11 protein-coding genes and 2 tRNA genes are annotated in these 14,208 nt (G+C 66.3%); 2 read left to right on the top strand and 11 right to left on the bottom strand.

The features are described from left to right. The first annotated feature begins 43 nt into the window (after positions 1-43). On the top strand, positions 44-850 hold the full coding sequence (locus tag ACFVTD_RS00445) for a transglutaminase family protein (protein WP_387556597.1): 807 nt from the start codon (positions 44-46) through the stop codon (positions 848-850). Here ACFVTD_RS00445 and ACFVTD_RS00440 read toward each other — a convergent pair. The 8 genes from ACFVTD_RS00440 to bcp form a co-directional block, all read right to left on the bottom strand. Continuing rightward, on the bottom strand, positions 847-1,308 hold the full coding sequence (locus ACFVTD_RS00440; RefSeq protein WP_387556595.1) for a MarR family winged helix-turn-helix transcriptional regulator: 462 nt from the start codon (positions 1,306-1,308) through the stop codon (positions 847-849). The two genes, ACFVTD_RS00445 and ACFVTD_RS00440, sit on opposite strands and share 4 nt — an antisense overlap. Beyond that, entirely contained in the window at positions 1,308-2,417 is a 1,110-nt protein-coding gene (locus ACFVTD_RS00435) for an LLM class flavin-dependent oxidoreductase (protein WP_387556593.1), read from the bottom strand. The genes ACFVTD_RS00440 and ACFVTD_RS00435 overlap by 1 nt, the downstream gene beginning before the upstream one ends. 176 nt (positions 2,418-2,593) lie before the next feature. Next, complete coding sequence (locus ACFVTD_RS00430; protein ID WP_387556591.1) at positions 2,594-5,827, bottom strand: efflux RND transporter permease subunit; 3,234 nt, start codon at positions 5,825-5,827, stop codon at positions 2,594-2,596. A 68-nt stretch (positions 5,828-5,895) separates the two neighbouring features. Beyond that, entirely contained in the window at positions 5,896-7,398 is a 1,503-nt protein-coding gene (locus ACFVTD_RS00425; RefSeq protein WP_387556589.1) for a malate:quinone oxidoreductase, read from the bottom strand. Between the two features lie 79 nt (positions 7,399-7,477). Next, on the bottom strand, positions 7,478-9,145 hold the full coding sequence (locus ACFVTD_RS00420; protein WP_387556587.1) for an ABC transporter substrate-binding protein: 1,668 nt from the start codon (positions 9,143-9,145) through the stop codon (positions 7,478-7,480). Between the two features lie 172 nt (positions 9,146-9,317). After that, positions 9,318-10,022, bottom strand: coding sequence for a fasciclin domain-containing protein (locus ACFVTD_RS00415; protein WP_387556585.1), 705 nt, complete (start codon positions 10,020-10,022; stop codon positions 9,318-9,320). A gap of 234 nt (positions 10,023-10,256) precedes the next feature. Next, positions 10,257-10,338 (bottom strand) — tRNA-Leu (locus tag ACFVTD_RS00410). A 96-nt stretch (positions 10,339-10,434) separates the two neighbouring features. Continuing rightward, the gene (gene bcp, locus ACFVTD_RS00405; RefSeq protein WP_387556583.1) at positions 10,435-10,908 is read right to left on the bottom strand and encodes a thioredoxin-dependent thiol peroxidase; all 474 of its coding nucleotides are present in this window, start codon (positions 10,906-10,908) and stop codon (positions 10,435-10,437) included. Between the two features lie 96 nt (positions 10,909-11,004). Between bcp and ACFVTD_RS00400 the strand changes: the two genes are divergently transcribed. Beyond that, positions 11,005-11,463, top strand: coding sequence for a MarR family winged helix-turn-helix transcriptional regulator (locus ACFVTD_RS00400; protein WP_387558890.1), 459 nt, complete (start codon positions 11,005-11,007; stop codon positions 11,461-11,463). Positions 11,464-11,729: 266 nt separating this feature from the next. Here the strand turns inward: ACFVTD_RS00400 and ACFVTD_RS00395 are convergent. The 3 genes from ACFVTD_RS00395 to ACFVTD_RS00385 all read right to left on the bottom strand — a co-directional run bounded on the left by ACFVTD_RS00395 (position 11,730) and on the right by ACFVTD_RS00385 (position 14,200). Beyond that, positions 11,730-11,805, bottom strand: a tRNA-Lys gene (locus ACFVTD_RS00395). 114 nt (positions 11,806-11,919) lie between these two features. Further along, positions 11,920-13,119, bottom strand: coding sequence for a PQQ-dependent sugar dehydrogenase (locus ACFVTD_RS00390; RefSeq protein ID WP_387556581.1), 1,200 nt, complete (start codon positions 13,117-13,119; stop codon positions 11,920-11,922). Then, the gene (locus tag ACFVTD_RS00385) at positions 13,073-14,200 is read right to left on the bottom strand and encodes a hypothetical protein (protein WP_387556579.1); all 1,128 of its coding nucleotides are present in this window, start codon (positions 14,198-14,200) and stop codon (positions 13,073-13,075) included. The genes ACFVTD_RS00390 and ACFVTD_RS00385 overlap by 47 nt, the downstream gene beginning before the upstream one ends. Positions 14,201-14,208 lie beyond the last annotated feature (8 nt).

Raw genomic sequence — 14,208 nt, 5'->3', positions numbered from 1 at the left:
GCGCGCCCGACTTGCCTTCCACCCCCAACACCCCCGGAGATTCATGGAACGCTCTGTTTCCGCACGCCTGGCCTTCAGGACCATCGCCAACACCAAGGTGGCCATGGCCATTGCCGTGGCCAGGAACAGCGGCTATTCATCATTCGAGGAGTCCCTTTCCGTGACGGCCGGGGGAGCGGAGGTTCCCCTCAAGGAAATTTCGGACCACCACGGCGGCCGGTTCCACTACATGGAGTTCGCTGAACCCGCCGAAGTCACGGTGGAGTATTCGGCCACGGTGGCCGGCCGCGCCGTCCCCGAAGAGGTGGCCCTGGCCGACCGCATCCGCTACGTGCGTCCCAGCAGGTATGCGGAGTCCGACAGGCTGCTGCCGACGGCCTACGCCGAATTCGGCGGAGTCCACGGGGCCGACCTGGTGCATGCGGTCCGCGACTGGGTCAACGGCGAATTGCGCTACATCAGCGGCTCCTCGCGTGGCACGGATGGCGCGGTGGAGACGCTCCTGAGCAGGCGGGGCGTTTGCCGGGACTTCGCGCACCTGGCCATCGCCCTGCTGCGGTCCAAGGACATCCCGGCCCGCCTCACGGCGGTCTACGCCCCGGGCCTGAACCCCATGGACTTCCACGCCGTGGCGGAAGCCTATGTGGACGGTGCCTGGCACGTCATCGACCCCACGGGACTTGCCCCGCGGGAGTCGATGCTGCGCATCACTGCCGGCCGCGACTCGTCGGACACTGCTTTCCTTTCCACGGTGGGCGGGAGCCTGGTCCTGAACCAGCTGCGCGTGACCGCGGTGGTGGACGGGGACCTGCCGGCAGAGGACCCCGCCCTGCTGGTGCAGCTGGGCTAGCGCTTCCCCAGCGAGCTGCGCAGCTTGTCGGTGAGCCGCATGAGCTCCTTCTGCTCGGCAGCCGTCAGCGCCGGCCCCACCAGGGTGGAGATGTCCCGGACGTGCTCGCGGCCGATTTCCTTCTGCAGTTCGCGGCCCTCGTCCGTCAGCTTGAGCAGCACGCCGCGGCCGTCCTCCGGCGCCGGCATCCGGGCCACGAGTCCGCGCTTCTCAAGGCGCTCCACCAGCCGGCTGAGGCTGGACTGGCTCAACAGGACGTTGTCGTTGAGCTCGTTGAGCCGCAGCCAGCCGGACGGGCAGCGGGAAAGCGTGAACAGGACGTCGTACTCGTTCACCGCAAGCTTCCGGAAAGCTGGTCCGGACTGCAGCTTCCGCATGACTGCCACCTGCGCCCGGAACAGCGATTCCCAGGTCTCCGCCGCCAGCCGCACCGGAGATTCCGATCCTCCCGTGGCCATTACGCCACCGGGGTGGCGTTGCCGGCATCCTGCGACGCCAGCAGCGCGGCCACGCGGCCTGCGTGGGTGGGCGGTTCCGGAACGTGCGCGGGCTTCAGTGCGGCGTACTCCTTGCGGAGGACCGGCAGCACTTCCTCGCCGAACAGGTCCAGCTGCTCCAGGACGGTCTTCAGCGGCAGGCCGGCGTGGTCAATCAGGAACAGCTGGCGTTGGTAGTCACCGAAGTACTCGCGGAAGGCCAGGGTCTTTTCAATGACTTCCTGCGGGCTGCCCACGGTCAGCGGGGTCTGCGACGTGAAGTCCTCCAGCGACGGGCCGTGGCCGTAGACCGGGGCGTTGTCGAAGTAGGGGCGGAACTCCTTGACCGCATCCTGGGAGTTCTTCCGCATGAAGAACTGCCCGCCGAGTCCCACAATGGCTTGGTCGGCCTTGCCGTGTCCGTAGTGCTCGTACCGCTCACGGTAGAGGCCGATGAGCTGCTGGTAGTGCTCCTTGGGCCAGAAGATGTTGTTGGCGAAGAAGCCGTCACCAAAGTAGGCGGCCACCTCGGCGATCTGCGGCGTGCGGATGGAACCGTGCCACACGAAGGGCGCCACGCCGTCCAGCGGGCGGGGGGTGGAGGTGAAGTTCTGCAGCGGCGTGCGGAACTTGCCGGACCAGTTCACCGTGTCCTCGTCCCACAGCTTGCGCAGGAGGCTGTAGTTCTCGATGGCCAGCTCCACGCCGTCCTGGATGTTCTTGCCGAACCACGGGTAGACCGGCGCGGTGTTGCCGCGGCCCAGGACCAGGTCGACTCGCCCGTCGGCCAGGTGCTGGAGCATGGCGAAGTCCTCGGCGATCTTCACCGGATCATTGGTGGTGATCAGCGTGGTGGCCGTGGAGAGGATGATGCGTTCGGTCTGCGCGGCGATGTAGGCCAGCGTGGTGGTGGGGGAGGAGGAGAAGAAAGGCCGGTTGTGGTGCTCGCCGATGGCGTAGACATCCATGCCGATTTCCTCGACCTTTTTGGCGATGGCCACCGAGGCTTTGATCCGCTCGTTTTCGGTGGGGGTGCGGCCCGTGGTGGGGTCCGTGGTGATGTCGCTGACGCTGAAAACACCGATCTGCATGACGTGCCTTTCCGTTCCTGGACTTTCTGGGCTTGGTTCCAGTGTAGACCAATTTAGATGCATTTGCATCTATTGCCTTCTGTAACACCCCACCGCGGCGATTATTCCCCGGCCGGGCCCCCGAACACAGCGATGCCCGCACCACGGGGTGGTACGGGCATCGCAGGGTCCGGGTTCTACTCGGCGCCGCCGGGGGCAGCCCGGCGCCCACTGACCTTGGGGACCTGGCCTGTGGTCCAGTCCCTGAACTCTGCGTCGATGTCCGAACCGGGTCCGGCCTCCGTGCGGGCCTGCAGGTCACGCAGCAGGGCCTTCCTTTCCCGCCGGCCCTCCACCAGCCGGTAAAGCACCGGCACCAGGACCAGGGTCAGGGCCGTGGAGGACACCAGGCCGCCGATTACCACCACCGCCAACGGCTGGGAAATGAACCCGCCGCCGCCCGTGAGGCCCAGTGCCATGGGGGTCAGGGCGAAGACCGTGGCAAGTGCTGTCATGAGGATGGGCCGGAGCCGCTGCCGGGCGCCGTTGGTGATCGCATCGGCAACGTTCATGCCCGGCCGGCCGTCGCGGGGCTGCCGGTACTGGTTGATCAGGTCGATCAGCACGATCGCGTTGGTCACCACGATTCCCACCAGCATCAGCATGCCGATCAGCGACGGCAGCCCCAGCGGAACCCCGGTGAGCAGCAGCAGGGCCACGGCACCGGTGGCGGCGAACGGAACCGAGACCAGCAGGATCAACGGCTGAACGAGGGACTTGAAGGTGGCCACCATGATCACGTACACGATGGCGATGGCCGCCAGCAGGGCCAGGCCAAGTTGCCGGAAGGACTCGGCCTGCTGGGTGGTGGCCCCACCGATGCTGGCAGTGACCCCCGCCGGAAGCTGGACATCAGCCAGGCGCTTTTGGACTTCGGTGTTTACTGCGCCCAGGTTGGAGCCCGACGGCGTGATGGACACTTTGGCGGTCCGCTCTCCGTTGCTGGAGGTGATGGAGACGGGGACGTCCACCTGCTCCACAGCGGCGATGCTTCCCAGCGTGACCGGCCGGCCGCCCGCCGGAAGCGGGATGTTCCGGACGGCATCGATGCTGGTGAACTGGGTGCCCTGGCCGATGCGGACGGGGAAGTCATTCGTGTCGATCCGGACCGTGCCGGCCGGGATGGGGCTGATCGTGGAGGCGAGGACACCGGCCACCTGCTCCTCGTTCAGGCCGGCCGCCGCGGCCTTGGCGCGGTCCACCTTGACCTGCACCACGGGGTTGCTGGCGGCGAGGTTGCTGGCCACTTCGCTGGTGCCGGGCACCCCTGTCATCGCAGCAACCATGGTGTCGCTGGCCGACTGCAGGTCGGCGCTGCTGGCTGCCTTCAACGTGATGTCAACGGTGGACGAGGTGCCGAAGCCGCCCTGCTGGGTGCCCACGGAGATCTTTCCGGCGTCGGGGACCTTCGCCAGCTCCGAGCGAACCGTGTCCTGGAGCCGTTCCTGGTTGGCCTTTTCGTCAGTCACCACGGTGAACGTCGAGTTGGAGGAACCGGTGGAGGTCAGTGCAGCGAACCCGGCCTGGGCGTTGCCTGATGTCACCTGGACGTCCTTGATGCCGTCGATGCCCCGCAGCACCCCTTCGAGGCGGATTGCCGCCGCGCTGGTGTCGGCCAAACTGGTCCCCGCCGGCAGGACCTGGCGCACGGTCAGGCTGTTCTGCCCCGAGTTGCCCAGGAGGTTGGTGGCCAGCAGCGGTGTCATGGCACCGGTGGCACCGAGCACCAGGACAGCTGCCACGAGGGTGATGACCGGATGTTTCTGCGTGGACCGGAGGATGGGAAGGTAGCCGCGCTGCAGCCGGCTGCGCTGTTCGGTGTCGTGCGCCTGCGCCCTTGCCTCCTCAGCCATCCTCCGCGCCGCCGGGGAACCGGCCGGCACCCTGCCGCGTGAGCCCTTGGGGTTCTTCAGGAACCAGTAGGCCAGCACCGGCACGATGGTCAGGGAGACCAGGAGCGACGCCAGCAGCGCCATGGTGACCGTCAGGGCGAACGGCCGGAACAGTTCACCGGCCAGTTCACCGACAAACGCGATGGGCAGGAACACCGCCACGGTGGTCAGGGTGGAGGCGGTGATGGCGCCGGCCACCTCCCTGATGGCGGTGAGGATCGCCGTCGACTTTTCCTCGCCGTAGCTGAGGTGCCGCTTGATGTTCTCAATGACCACGATCGAGTCGTCCACAACCCGCCCGATCGCGATGGTGAGGGCGCCCAGCGTCAGGATGTTCAGCGAGTAGCCGGTGGCCGACAGGCCGATGAAGGTGATGAGGAGGGACAACGGGATCGAGATGGCCGTGACCAGCGTGGACCGTGCCGACATCAGGAACAGCAGGATGATGGCGACGGCGAATCCCAGTCCCAGGAGGCCTTCGGTAGTGAGGTCCTTGATGGACTTTTCGATGAACGGGGCCTGGTCGAAGACGGGCGTGAACTTGGCGTTCGACCCCAGCTCCGCCTCCAGGTCGTTCAGCGAGTCCCGCACCGCGTGCGAAATCGCCACCGTGTCGCCCTCGGGTTTCTTCGTCACGGAGACGGCGAGCGTCTCGGCGCCGTTGGTGCGGGTGATGGAGGTGCGCTCGTCGTCCTTGAGCGAGACGTCGGCAACGGAGCCGATGGTCGCCGCGTTCTTGGCTCCGGTCAGCGGGAGGGCCTTGATGGCATCCAGGGAATCCACCGGGCTGCCGATCTGCAGCGAGAGGGTCTTGTCCTGGTCCTGGAGTGTTCCGGCCGGAATCAGGGCGCCGTTGTTGGACAGGGCGTCGCGGATGGCGGTGACGCCTACCCCCGCGGACGCCATGGCGTCGGTCCGGGGGAGGATCTCGATGTGCTGGGTGGCGCCGCCCGTGACGTCGGCGCTGCGGACGCCGTCGATCTTCTGCAGCCTGGGCACGCTGAGGCGCTGCAGGTCCGCGTTCAGTTCACTGAGCGGCTTGTCCGAGGAAACGGCGAGGAAGACGATGGGGAAGTCGCTGATGCTGCCGGCGATGGCCTGCGGCTGGACGTCGCTGGGCAGCGTCCGTTTGGCATTGGAGATGGCCCGGTCGATCTGGTTGCGGGCGCGGTCCAGGTTCGATCCGTAGGTGAACACCATGGTGATCTGGGAGACGCCGGTCCGCGACGTGGAGGAGGTGGATTCCAGCCCCTCCACGCCGTTCAGCGCCTTTTCGAGCGGGCCGCTGACCTGTTTGTCCACCACTTCGGGGGACGCCCCCGGCATGGAGCTGAGCACCGTGATCTGCGGGAACTCGATCGAAGGGATGAGCTCCTGCTTCAACGACGACATGGTGATCACGCCGAACACCGAGGCGAAGACGGTGATCAGCGCGATCAGGGCCCGGTTCGCCAGGGAAAGGTGCGCCAACCGGAACATGGGTGGTCTCCTGGGGGTCTAAGTGGCTGGTACAAGCCCTGGGGGTGCCAGCCGCTGGCCCCGCAGGGTCAGCGGCTGGCGGAAACGCTCTCCAGCTGGAGGGACTTGGCCGTGGCCCGTTCCAGCTCCGCGGCGAGGTCCGGATTCTCATCCAGCTTCACCCCGTAGCCGGGCATCATGTCCTTGAGCTTGGACTGCCAGCCCTTGAAGTTCTTGGGGAACGTCTTCTGGAGCAGCTCAATCATGATGGGGACAGCGGTGGACGCCCCCGGCGAAGCGCCCAGGAGCGCACCGATGGAGCCGTCGCGGCCGGCAATCACTTCAGTGCCAAACTGGAGGATGCCGCCCTTCTGCGGGTCTTTCTTGATGATCTGTACACGCTGGCCGGCGGTGATGAGTTCCCAGTCGCCGCCCTCGGCCTCCGGGTAGTACTCCCGCAGTGCCTCCACCTTCTGGTCGTGGCGCTTGACCACTTCCTTGACCAGGTAGGCGGTGAGGTCCATGTTGTCCTTGGCAACGGCGAGCATCGGGATGATGTTGCCGGGGCGGATGGACAGGGGCAGGTCCAGGTACGAGCCGTTCTTCAGGAAGTTCGTGGAGAAGCCTGCATACGGGCCGAACAGGAGCGAGCGCTTGCCGTTGACGTACCGGGTGTCCAGGTGCGGCACCGACATGGGGGGCGCACCCACGGAGGCCTGGCCGTAGACCTTGGCGCTGTGCTGGGCGGCGATGGTCTCGTCCGTGCAGCGGAAGAACTGGCCGGAAACCGGGAACCCGCCGTAGCCCTTGCTTTCGGGGATGCCGGAGGCCTGGAGCAGGTGCAGGGCTCCGCCGCCGGCGCCTACAAACACGAACTTGGCGTGGATCTTGCCGTGCTCGCCGGACTTGGGATACTTCAGCGTCAGGTCCCAGCCGCCGTCGGATGCGCGGGAGATCCCGGTGACGTCGTGGCCGTAATTGATTTCGACGCCGTTGTTCCCCAGGTAAGTGGTCAGTTCACGGGTCAGTGCACCGAAGTCGACGTCGGTGCCCTCGGCGGCGCGGGTGGCGGCAATGCGCTGCTGCGGGTCGCGGCCGTTGACGATCAGCGGCGCCCATTTGGCGATCTGGGCGTGGTCCTCTGAGTACTCCATGCTCCGGAACAGCGGGTGGGGCTTCAGTGCCTCGTAACGGGTCTTCAGGAACCGCGTGTGGTCCTCGCCGATCACGAAGCTCATGTGCGGGACGGTGTTGATGAAGCCCTTGGGCGAACCGATCAGGCTGTTGTCCACCAGGTGGGACCAGAACTGGCGGGAGAGCTGGAACTGTTCGTTGATGAGCAGTGCCTTGGCGGGGTTGACCGAGCCGTCTTTGGCTGCGGGGGAGTAGTTCAGTTCGCAGAGGGCGGCGTGGCCCGTTCCTGCGTTGTTCCAGGGGTCCGAGCTTTCCAGGCCAGGCTGGTCCAGCCGCTCGAACAGGGAGATGGTCCAGTTCGGCTCCAGCTGCTTGAGGAATGCCCCCAGCGTGGCGCTCATGATGCCGCCGCCTATCAGGACAACGTCGGCGTGTGGGGTCTTGGAAATGAAGGTCACGATCAGTCTCCGATTGCAGCGGCTCTGGCTGTCACAGAATATCCCCGCCCGGCCCTCATACTGAAATTGGCCCGGGCCGTCAAGGCTTTAGCTGCACCTTCGTGAAAACTTCATTTAAGACAGGCGACGCCGGGTAGCTGAGCACGCGGTCCGAGAGCGCAAGTGCGGAGATGGGGAAGGCGATGGGGACAGCCGGCACGGTCGCGGCAATCTGGGTGTTGATGGTGTGATAAAGGTCATCCCGCTCCTTCCCGTCGGGAAGTCCGCGTGCCCGGTTGATCTTCGAGAAGACCTGGGGATCCTGGTAACCGAACTCGCCGTTCTTCTCCCCGAAGAGTGGCCCGACGAAGTTGTCCGCGTCCGAGTACGAGCCGTTCCAGCCCAGGATGTGGAGGGCATGGTCGCCCGCGGACTGGACCTTCTGGAGGTAGCCGTCGGACCAGTCGATGGGCACGGGCCTGATGTTGAAGCCGACGGCGGTGAGCTGCCGGCTGAGTTCGGCGTATACCTTCTCGGGCGTGGGCAGGTAGGGGCGGGTGACGTTGAGGGGGTAATAGAACTTGAGTTCCTCGCCGGCGTAGCCGCCCTCCTTCAGGTAATCCTTGGCCTTGGCAGGATCGTGCCCGAGTTCCGGTGCGTCGTTGTTGAAACCGCTGATCTTGGGCGGAACAAACTGTGTGGCCTTGGCGGTGTTGTCGATGAAGAACTTCCGGATCAACGTCTCCTTGTCGATCGCCAGTTCCACCGCCTGCCGGATCTTCTGGTTCTGGAGGATCGGGACGTCCTGGTTCATGCCCACGTACATCACGGAGAACGGGTCGCGCTGCACAATCTGCTTGCCGCGTTTGACCAGCTGGTCAAAGTTGCCCACGGTCACGGCGTCGTAACCGTCGATCTTGCCGTCCAGCAGGGCCTGCAGGCGGGTCTGGGGGTGGTTGTAGGCCAGGAAGTTGATGGTGGCGATCTGGCCGCGGTCACCCCAGTAGGCCGGGTTGCTGGCCAGGGTGACGTTGTCGGTGCCCCAGGCGGCAATGGAGAAGGGGCCGGTGCCCACGGGGTTCGTGGCGAACGCGGACATGGCCTGGCCGCCACGGTTCTGGTCCAGGACGTCTGCCTTGCCGGAGGCGAGGGCCGCCGGGGAGGCAATGGCAAAGGCCGGCAGGGTCAGCGCCTGGAGGAAGGCGGTGAACCGCTGGGTGAGGTCGATCTGGACGGTATCCGGAGCCAACGCTGTGCAGCTCTTGAAGATCGAGAGCCCGGGCTCGTCGGAGTGTGCCTTGAAGACGCCCTTGAAGGAGCTGCCCGGTGCCTGCTTCCGCAGTTCCGCAGGGAAAGCGAACCAGCGGTTGAAGTTGGTGCAGACGGCGTCGGCATTGAAGGGGGTGCCGTCCTGGAAGGTGACTCCGGTGCGGAGCTTGAAGGTGTAGGTGCGGCCCTCGTTGGAGTCGTTCCATTCCGTTGCCAGCAGCGGAGTGGGTTTGCCGGTGGTCTGGTCAACCCCCACCAGGCCTTCGAGGATCTGCCGGGTGATGCGCTGGGACTCCACATCGTTGGACAGGGCCGGGTCCAGCCCGAGTGGCTGGGCTGCGGTGCCGAAATTGAAGGTGGCTTGGGGCTCGGCCGGCGGGGAACTGGGCGTGCCCGAGGTGGGGGAGGGGGACGGCAGCCCTGTGCACGACGTCACGCCCAGCGCCATGAGGACGGCGCCGGCCTTGATGACCGTCCGCCGCGATGAACTGCTGGGCACTCGTTTATCACCTCTGGATGCTGCCGGCTCCGCCGCTTGCGGGCCGGAATCCAGTCTAGGGGACGGCGCCCGCGGCCCGCCCCAGGCGGGCCTGTGACGCGCCAAGGCCGGGTCCGTCGGTCGATCGGCGGACCCGGCCCTTGTGTTGGGGGGGGGGGGGCGCTGGCTGGGCTTACTTGGGCATGAGGACGGAGTCGATGAGGTAGACGGTTGCGTTCTTGGTCTTGACGCCGCCGCAGACCACGTTGGCGTTGTCCACCTTGAGGTTGTCGCCGCTGCCGGTGACCGTGACGGAGCCGCCCTCCACCGTGGCGTGAGTGCCGGCGATCTTGTCAGGGGTGATCTGGCCGGGAACTACGTGGTAGGTGAGGATCTTGCTCAGGAGGGCGTCGTCTGTCTTCAAGGTTTCAATGGTGGCGGGGTCGATCTTCTTGAAGGCGTCATCAACCGGGGCGAAGACGGTGAATTCACCGCCGTTAAGCGTGTCGACCAGGTTGACCTTGGGGTTCAGCTTCCCGGACACCGCCGCGGTGAGCGTGGTGAGGATGGGGTTGTTGGAGGCGGCGACGGCCACCGGATCCAGGGCCATGCCCTCCACGGAGCCTGCACCGGTGGGTACCTGCTTGGCGTAGGCGGCGCAGCCGGGGCCAACCAGGTTTGCTGCCGGGTCCATGGCACCCATCGAAGAGCTTGCGGACGGTGAGGCCATCTTGGAGCTGGACGGGGACGCCATGCTGGAGCTGGGGGCGGACGACATCGGCGCCGAGGACGCCGAGGATCCGGAGGTGCTGCCGGACCCGCCGCAGGCGGTGAGGCTGAGCAGAGCGGCCGCTGCAACGCCTGCGACGGTGAAAGTGGTGCGCTTGAAGGTCTGCATTGGGGTTCTCCTTGGATCGTTGGCCTGCCGCCATCGGACGGCGTGTCCGTGGCCTGCAGCCTGCCTTTGGGGTGGGCACCTGCCCTTGGCTGGTGTCTCAATGGCTATTCGCCGGGTGGGGTGCGGCGGATGGGTGGATCCTTGGAATTTTTCTATCCGCGGCACGAATGGGGCGGCCAACGTTTTGTGCTTTAACGCAGGAATCCCCCGGCCGGCGCCGGGGGATTCCCAGTGTGCGCAAGGGGGGACTTGAACCCCCACGCCCGAAGGCACAGGAACCTAAATCCTGCGTGTCTGCCAATTTCACCACTCGCGCGCGGCTTCCGGGCGTGAACGCCAAGCGTTCGACGGCGGATGCCAGAGTCCATTGTAGCGTTGCGCCGGGCAGGGTTCCTGGCAGGTCGTGGCCGGGTCAGGCGTCGAGGTTGAGGTCCCGCCTCAGCTTGGCCACGTGGCCGGTGGCGCGGACGTTGTACTGCGCTAGCGCCACCTTGCCGTCCGGATCCACCACGATGGTGGAGCGGATGAGGCCTTCATAGGTCTTGCCATAGTTCTTCTTTTCGCCCCAGGCGCCGTACGCCTCTGCCACGGCGTGGTCTGCGTCGGAGAGCAGCGGGAAGGTCAAGGACTCTTTCCCGGCGAACTTTGCCAGTTTTTCGACCGGGTCGGGGGAGATGCCAAGGACGTCGTAACCGGAAGCCTGCAGGGAAGACAGGCTGTCCCGGAAATCGCAGGCTTCCTTGGTGCAGCCCGGTGTGGAGGCTGCCGGGTAGAAGTAGACGATGGTGGAACGGCCGGGGCGGGGAGCCAGGCTGACGTCCCTGCCGGTGGAATCCTGCAGGGTGAAAGCGGGGGCCTTGTCGCCGGTAACGAGTCTTTCAGCCATTGTTTTTCTCCTTGTTGCGGGCGGGACACAACAGCCTAGTAAGCAGGTGGAGCCAGTGCTAATCGGCATTTGGCTATACTTGCTGCTATGCCTGATATGGATCACTGGCCCACAGGGCGCCTTCTGTCCACTGCTGCGCGACTTGTTGAGCACTCCTGGAACGAAAAACTTGGCGCCATCGGCCTCACCCATGCCGGTGTTATCGCCATCGAGGTCCTTGCCGCGCAAGGGCCCATGACCCAGGCCCAGCTTGCCCAGTATGTCCGCGTACAGGCCCAGACCATGGGCAAGACCCTCAGCCGGCTTGAGTCCCACGGCCACATTGCCCGGGTGCGCAGCACCTCGGACCGCAGGAGCCACGTGGTATCGCTGACCGAGCAGGGCAAGGAGGCCGTTGCCCAGGCTGTGGAGATGGAGCGCTCCGTCCTTGCGTCCGCCTCGATCGATCCTGAGCTGCTTCGCCAGGAACTCAAGGCAGTAGTCCGGGAACTGGCCAGCCAGTTCTCCACGACGCCCAGCAACGCCGGCGCCCTGGTGGACAACGCCGCCAAGTAGTCGTTCATGCGGCAGCCCGCATAAAAAAGCGCGGCCCGGCTTTTCGAAAGCCGGGCTGCGCTTTTTGTGTGCCCGGCCGGGCACACCGCCGGCCCGTCCGCGCCCGGTGCCAGCCGCCGTCGTGCCCCTCCACCGAACCCATCCATTGCTCCGGTGTTGTCCTTTTGAGGGCTCAAAAGGACAACACCGGAGCAACCGATGATGGGGGATTAACAACAAAACAGCCCCCAGCCTGTGTTTCCACAAACCGGAGGCTGTTTTCCCAGTGGTGCACCCCCCGGGACTTGAACCCGGAACCCATTGATTAAGAGTCAATTGCTCTGCCAATTGAGCTAGAGGTGCATCTTTTTTGCTTGCATCCCCGGGCTTTTTCTTTCCCGTTGATCTCCGCAACGACATGAAACTCTACACGAACTTTCGGTGCAAGTGAAATCGGCAGTCCCGGAGGTTCCCCAATCACTGCGGGGGCCGCAAAATCACCGCGAAATCAGGGTTTTCACCGTTCGTGAGCAGCCATAGGCTGCCGCCGGGGGACCGGATGACGTCCCGGATCCTGCCGTACTCGCCTGTGAAATAGGCCACAGGCTGCCCCGCTTCCGTTCCCTTGAGCGGCACGGTCCAGAGCCGTTCGCCCCGGAGCGCGCCCAGGTAGGCGGTGCCGCTGGTTATCTCGAGCCCGCTGGGCGAGGAATCGCGCGTTGAGGGCCAGACGACTTCTGCGTCCTGGAATCCGGCGCGGTGGGGTGCCCCGGTGACTTCCGGCCAGCCGTAGTTGTCCCCCGGAAAGATCAGGTTGAGCTCGTCATCCACGTCCGGGCCGAACTCGCTGGCCCACAGCCTGCCCGCTTCGTCCCACGCCAGGCCCTGGACGTTCCGGTGGCCAAGGCTGTAAACCGCGTTGCCGAACGGATTGCCGGGCGCCGGGCTGCCGTCCGCGCGGAGCCGGAGGATCTTGCCGCCAAGGGCCGTGGGGTCCTGGGCCTGCTCGCGGCGCTGGGCGTCTCCGGTGCCCACGTACAGGAAACCGTCCGGGCCGAACCGGATCCTTCCCCCGTTGTGGGTGCCGGCTTTTGGAATTCCGGAAAAGACGGTTTGGGGCTGCCCCAGTGACAGGGAACCGCCGTCGCCGGCATCGACGGTGAGCCTGGCCACCCGGTTGTCATCCTGCGTGGTCAGGTACGCATAGAGGTAGCGGTCCGTGGCGAACTGCGGGGACAGGGCAAGCCCCAGCAGGCCTCCCTCTCCTGCGGGCACGACGCCAGGCACTTTCCCGAGGGTGGTGGCCCTGCCGTCCCGGACAGCCTTCAGGAGGGCGGTCCCGCGTTCGGAGATGATTGCTGTGCCGTCCGGGAGGAACACCATTGCCCAGGGGGTGTCCAGCTGTAGGTCCAGCCGTTCCTGCACCACGGGTGGGGCGGGGGCAGCAGCTGTGCCGCCGGATGGCGGGGGCGGGGGAGCAGGGCTGGCGACCGCGGCTCCCGTGGTTGTCGCGGCGGCCGGAGGCCCCGTTCCCGGTGTGGAGGGCCCCGGTGCACCCGTGCAGCCGGCCAGCACCAGGCACGCGGACAGACAGGAAAGGCCCGCCGCTGTGCGGCAGGCCTTTACGCTGTCAGAGCCGTTTGCGCCGTGGAGCGCGGAAGCCCGCGGCCTCCGCATGCGCGGCAGATTCAAACCAGACTTCCGCCCGGGTCTGCTCATAGTCCGGATGTCCTTCTTCGTAGTAGACCATGGCGGCGGCGTCGCCCTTGACCGTGTAGTCCGCCGGTCCGCTGCCGTCTGGGCCTGGTGCGGCCGAACCGTCCCCATAGGGCTCGTCGGCCGCCAGGTGTCCGGCAGGCTCGGTGGCCGTTGTGCCCTGTTCCTGGGCGAAATCGTGTCCCGGGGCTGAAGGCTGGTGGTGGTCCGCACCGTTTTCCACCAGTGCGGAGGACTGGGCCCGGTCCAGGGTTTCGGCTTCGCCGGCATCCCCGGGGCTGCCGGCAGGGGCCTGAGCCGCCTGCCCGTGCGGGTGTCCCTGGGCAAGGTCCTCCGCCCCGTGCTGTGGCACCTGGCCGGCCTGTCCGCCCACTGCCGTGCCGGCGTCGTCCACGCCCTCCACGGCCGCCGTCTCTGCGCCGGGAAGCGTGGGGGCGTGTGCGGCCGTGTACTCGTCATGGTGGACCGGGCGGGCTCCCGCTGCGGCCTGTCCGGACACTGATTCAGTTCCGGCGCCGGGCACTGACGGTTCTTCCTGCGCAGCGGCTGTTACCCCGGAAGCTGACGACCCGGACCGGGATCCTCCTTGGCCCGCTTCGGACCATTGGGTTTCCCATTCAGCCTGGTCTGCGGGTTGGGCCCCGTCCCGGCGGCCAGCAGGGGCGCCGGCGCCGGCCGAGGTTTCTGCCGGGGAAGCGCCGGAATCCTCAGCTTCGCCGGACGACACATCCTGCGTGGGGGTGGAGGCCGGTGCCGCAGCCGCGTCCGTGGCGGAGGATTCCGCGGGTTCTTCTGCCGTAACGGGTGCCGCCGGCTCCGCGGGTTTCCCGAACCCGGCCGCCGTCGGGATGCCCGTGGTCCCCGCAGCAGCGGCAGAGGCTGCCGCGCTTCCCCCTTCCAGGGCTCCGTCCGCACGGGTGCCTTCAGTCCTTGCGCCCGCCGGCGAACTTCCCGGAGCGTTGGCGGACTGGTTGCGTCTCAGCAGCCACCACACAACGGCGACGATGACAACGACGAGGATGATCCAGAAAACTATGTCCATGGCAGGCC

This window comes from Pseudarthrobacter sp. NPDC058119 (assembly GCF_042884655.1).
In the GTDB taxonomy this organism is placed as follows: domain Bacteria; phylum Actinomycetota; class Actinomycetes; order Actinomycetales; family Micrococcaceae; genus Arthrobacter.
The sequence above is the reverse complement of the archived record's forward strand: the minus strand, read 5'-3'. Positions and strand labels throughout refer to the sequence as shown.

Coding starts and splice junctions, on each gene's coding strand:
- ACFVTD_RS00435 (WP_387556593.1), bottom strand. CDS start 2,417: ATGCAGATCGGTGTTTTCAGCGTCAGCGACATCACCACGGACCCCACC.
- ACFVTD_RS00430 (WP_387556591.1), bottom strand. CDS start 5,827: ATGTTCCGGTTGGCGCACCTTTCCCTGGCGAACCGGGCCCTGATCGCG.
- ACFVTD_RS00415 (WP_387556585.1), bottom strand. CDS start 10,022: ATGCAGACCTTCAAGCGCACCACTTTCACCGTCGCAGGCGTTGCAGCG.
- bcp (WP_387556583.1), bottom strand. CDS start 10,908: ATGGCTGAAAGACTCGTTACCGGCGACAAGGCCCCCGCTTTCACCCTG.
- ACFVTD_RS00390 (WP_387556581.1), bottom strand. CDS start 13,119: ATGCGGAGGCCGCGGGCTTCCGCGCTCCACGGCGCAAACGGCTCTGAC.
- ACFVTD_RS00400 (WP_387558890.1), top strand. CDS start 11,005: ATGGATCACTGGCCCACAGGGCGCCTTCTGTCCACTGCTGCGCGACTT.
- ACFVTD_RS00385 (WP_387556579.1), bottom strand. CDS start 14,200: ATGGACATAGTTTTCTGGATCATCCTCGTCGTTGTCATCGTCGCCGTT.
- ACFVTD_RS00445 (WP_387556597.1), top strand. CDS start 44: ATGGAACGCTCTGTTTCCGCACGCCTGGCCTTCAGGACCATCGCCAAC.
- ACFVTD_RS00440 (WP_387556595.1), bottom strand. CDS start 1,308: ATGGCCACGGGAGGATCGGAATCTCCGGTGCGGCTGGCGGCGGAGACC.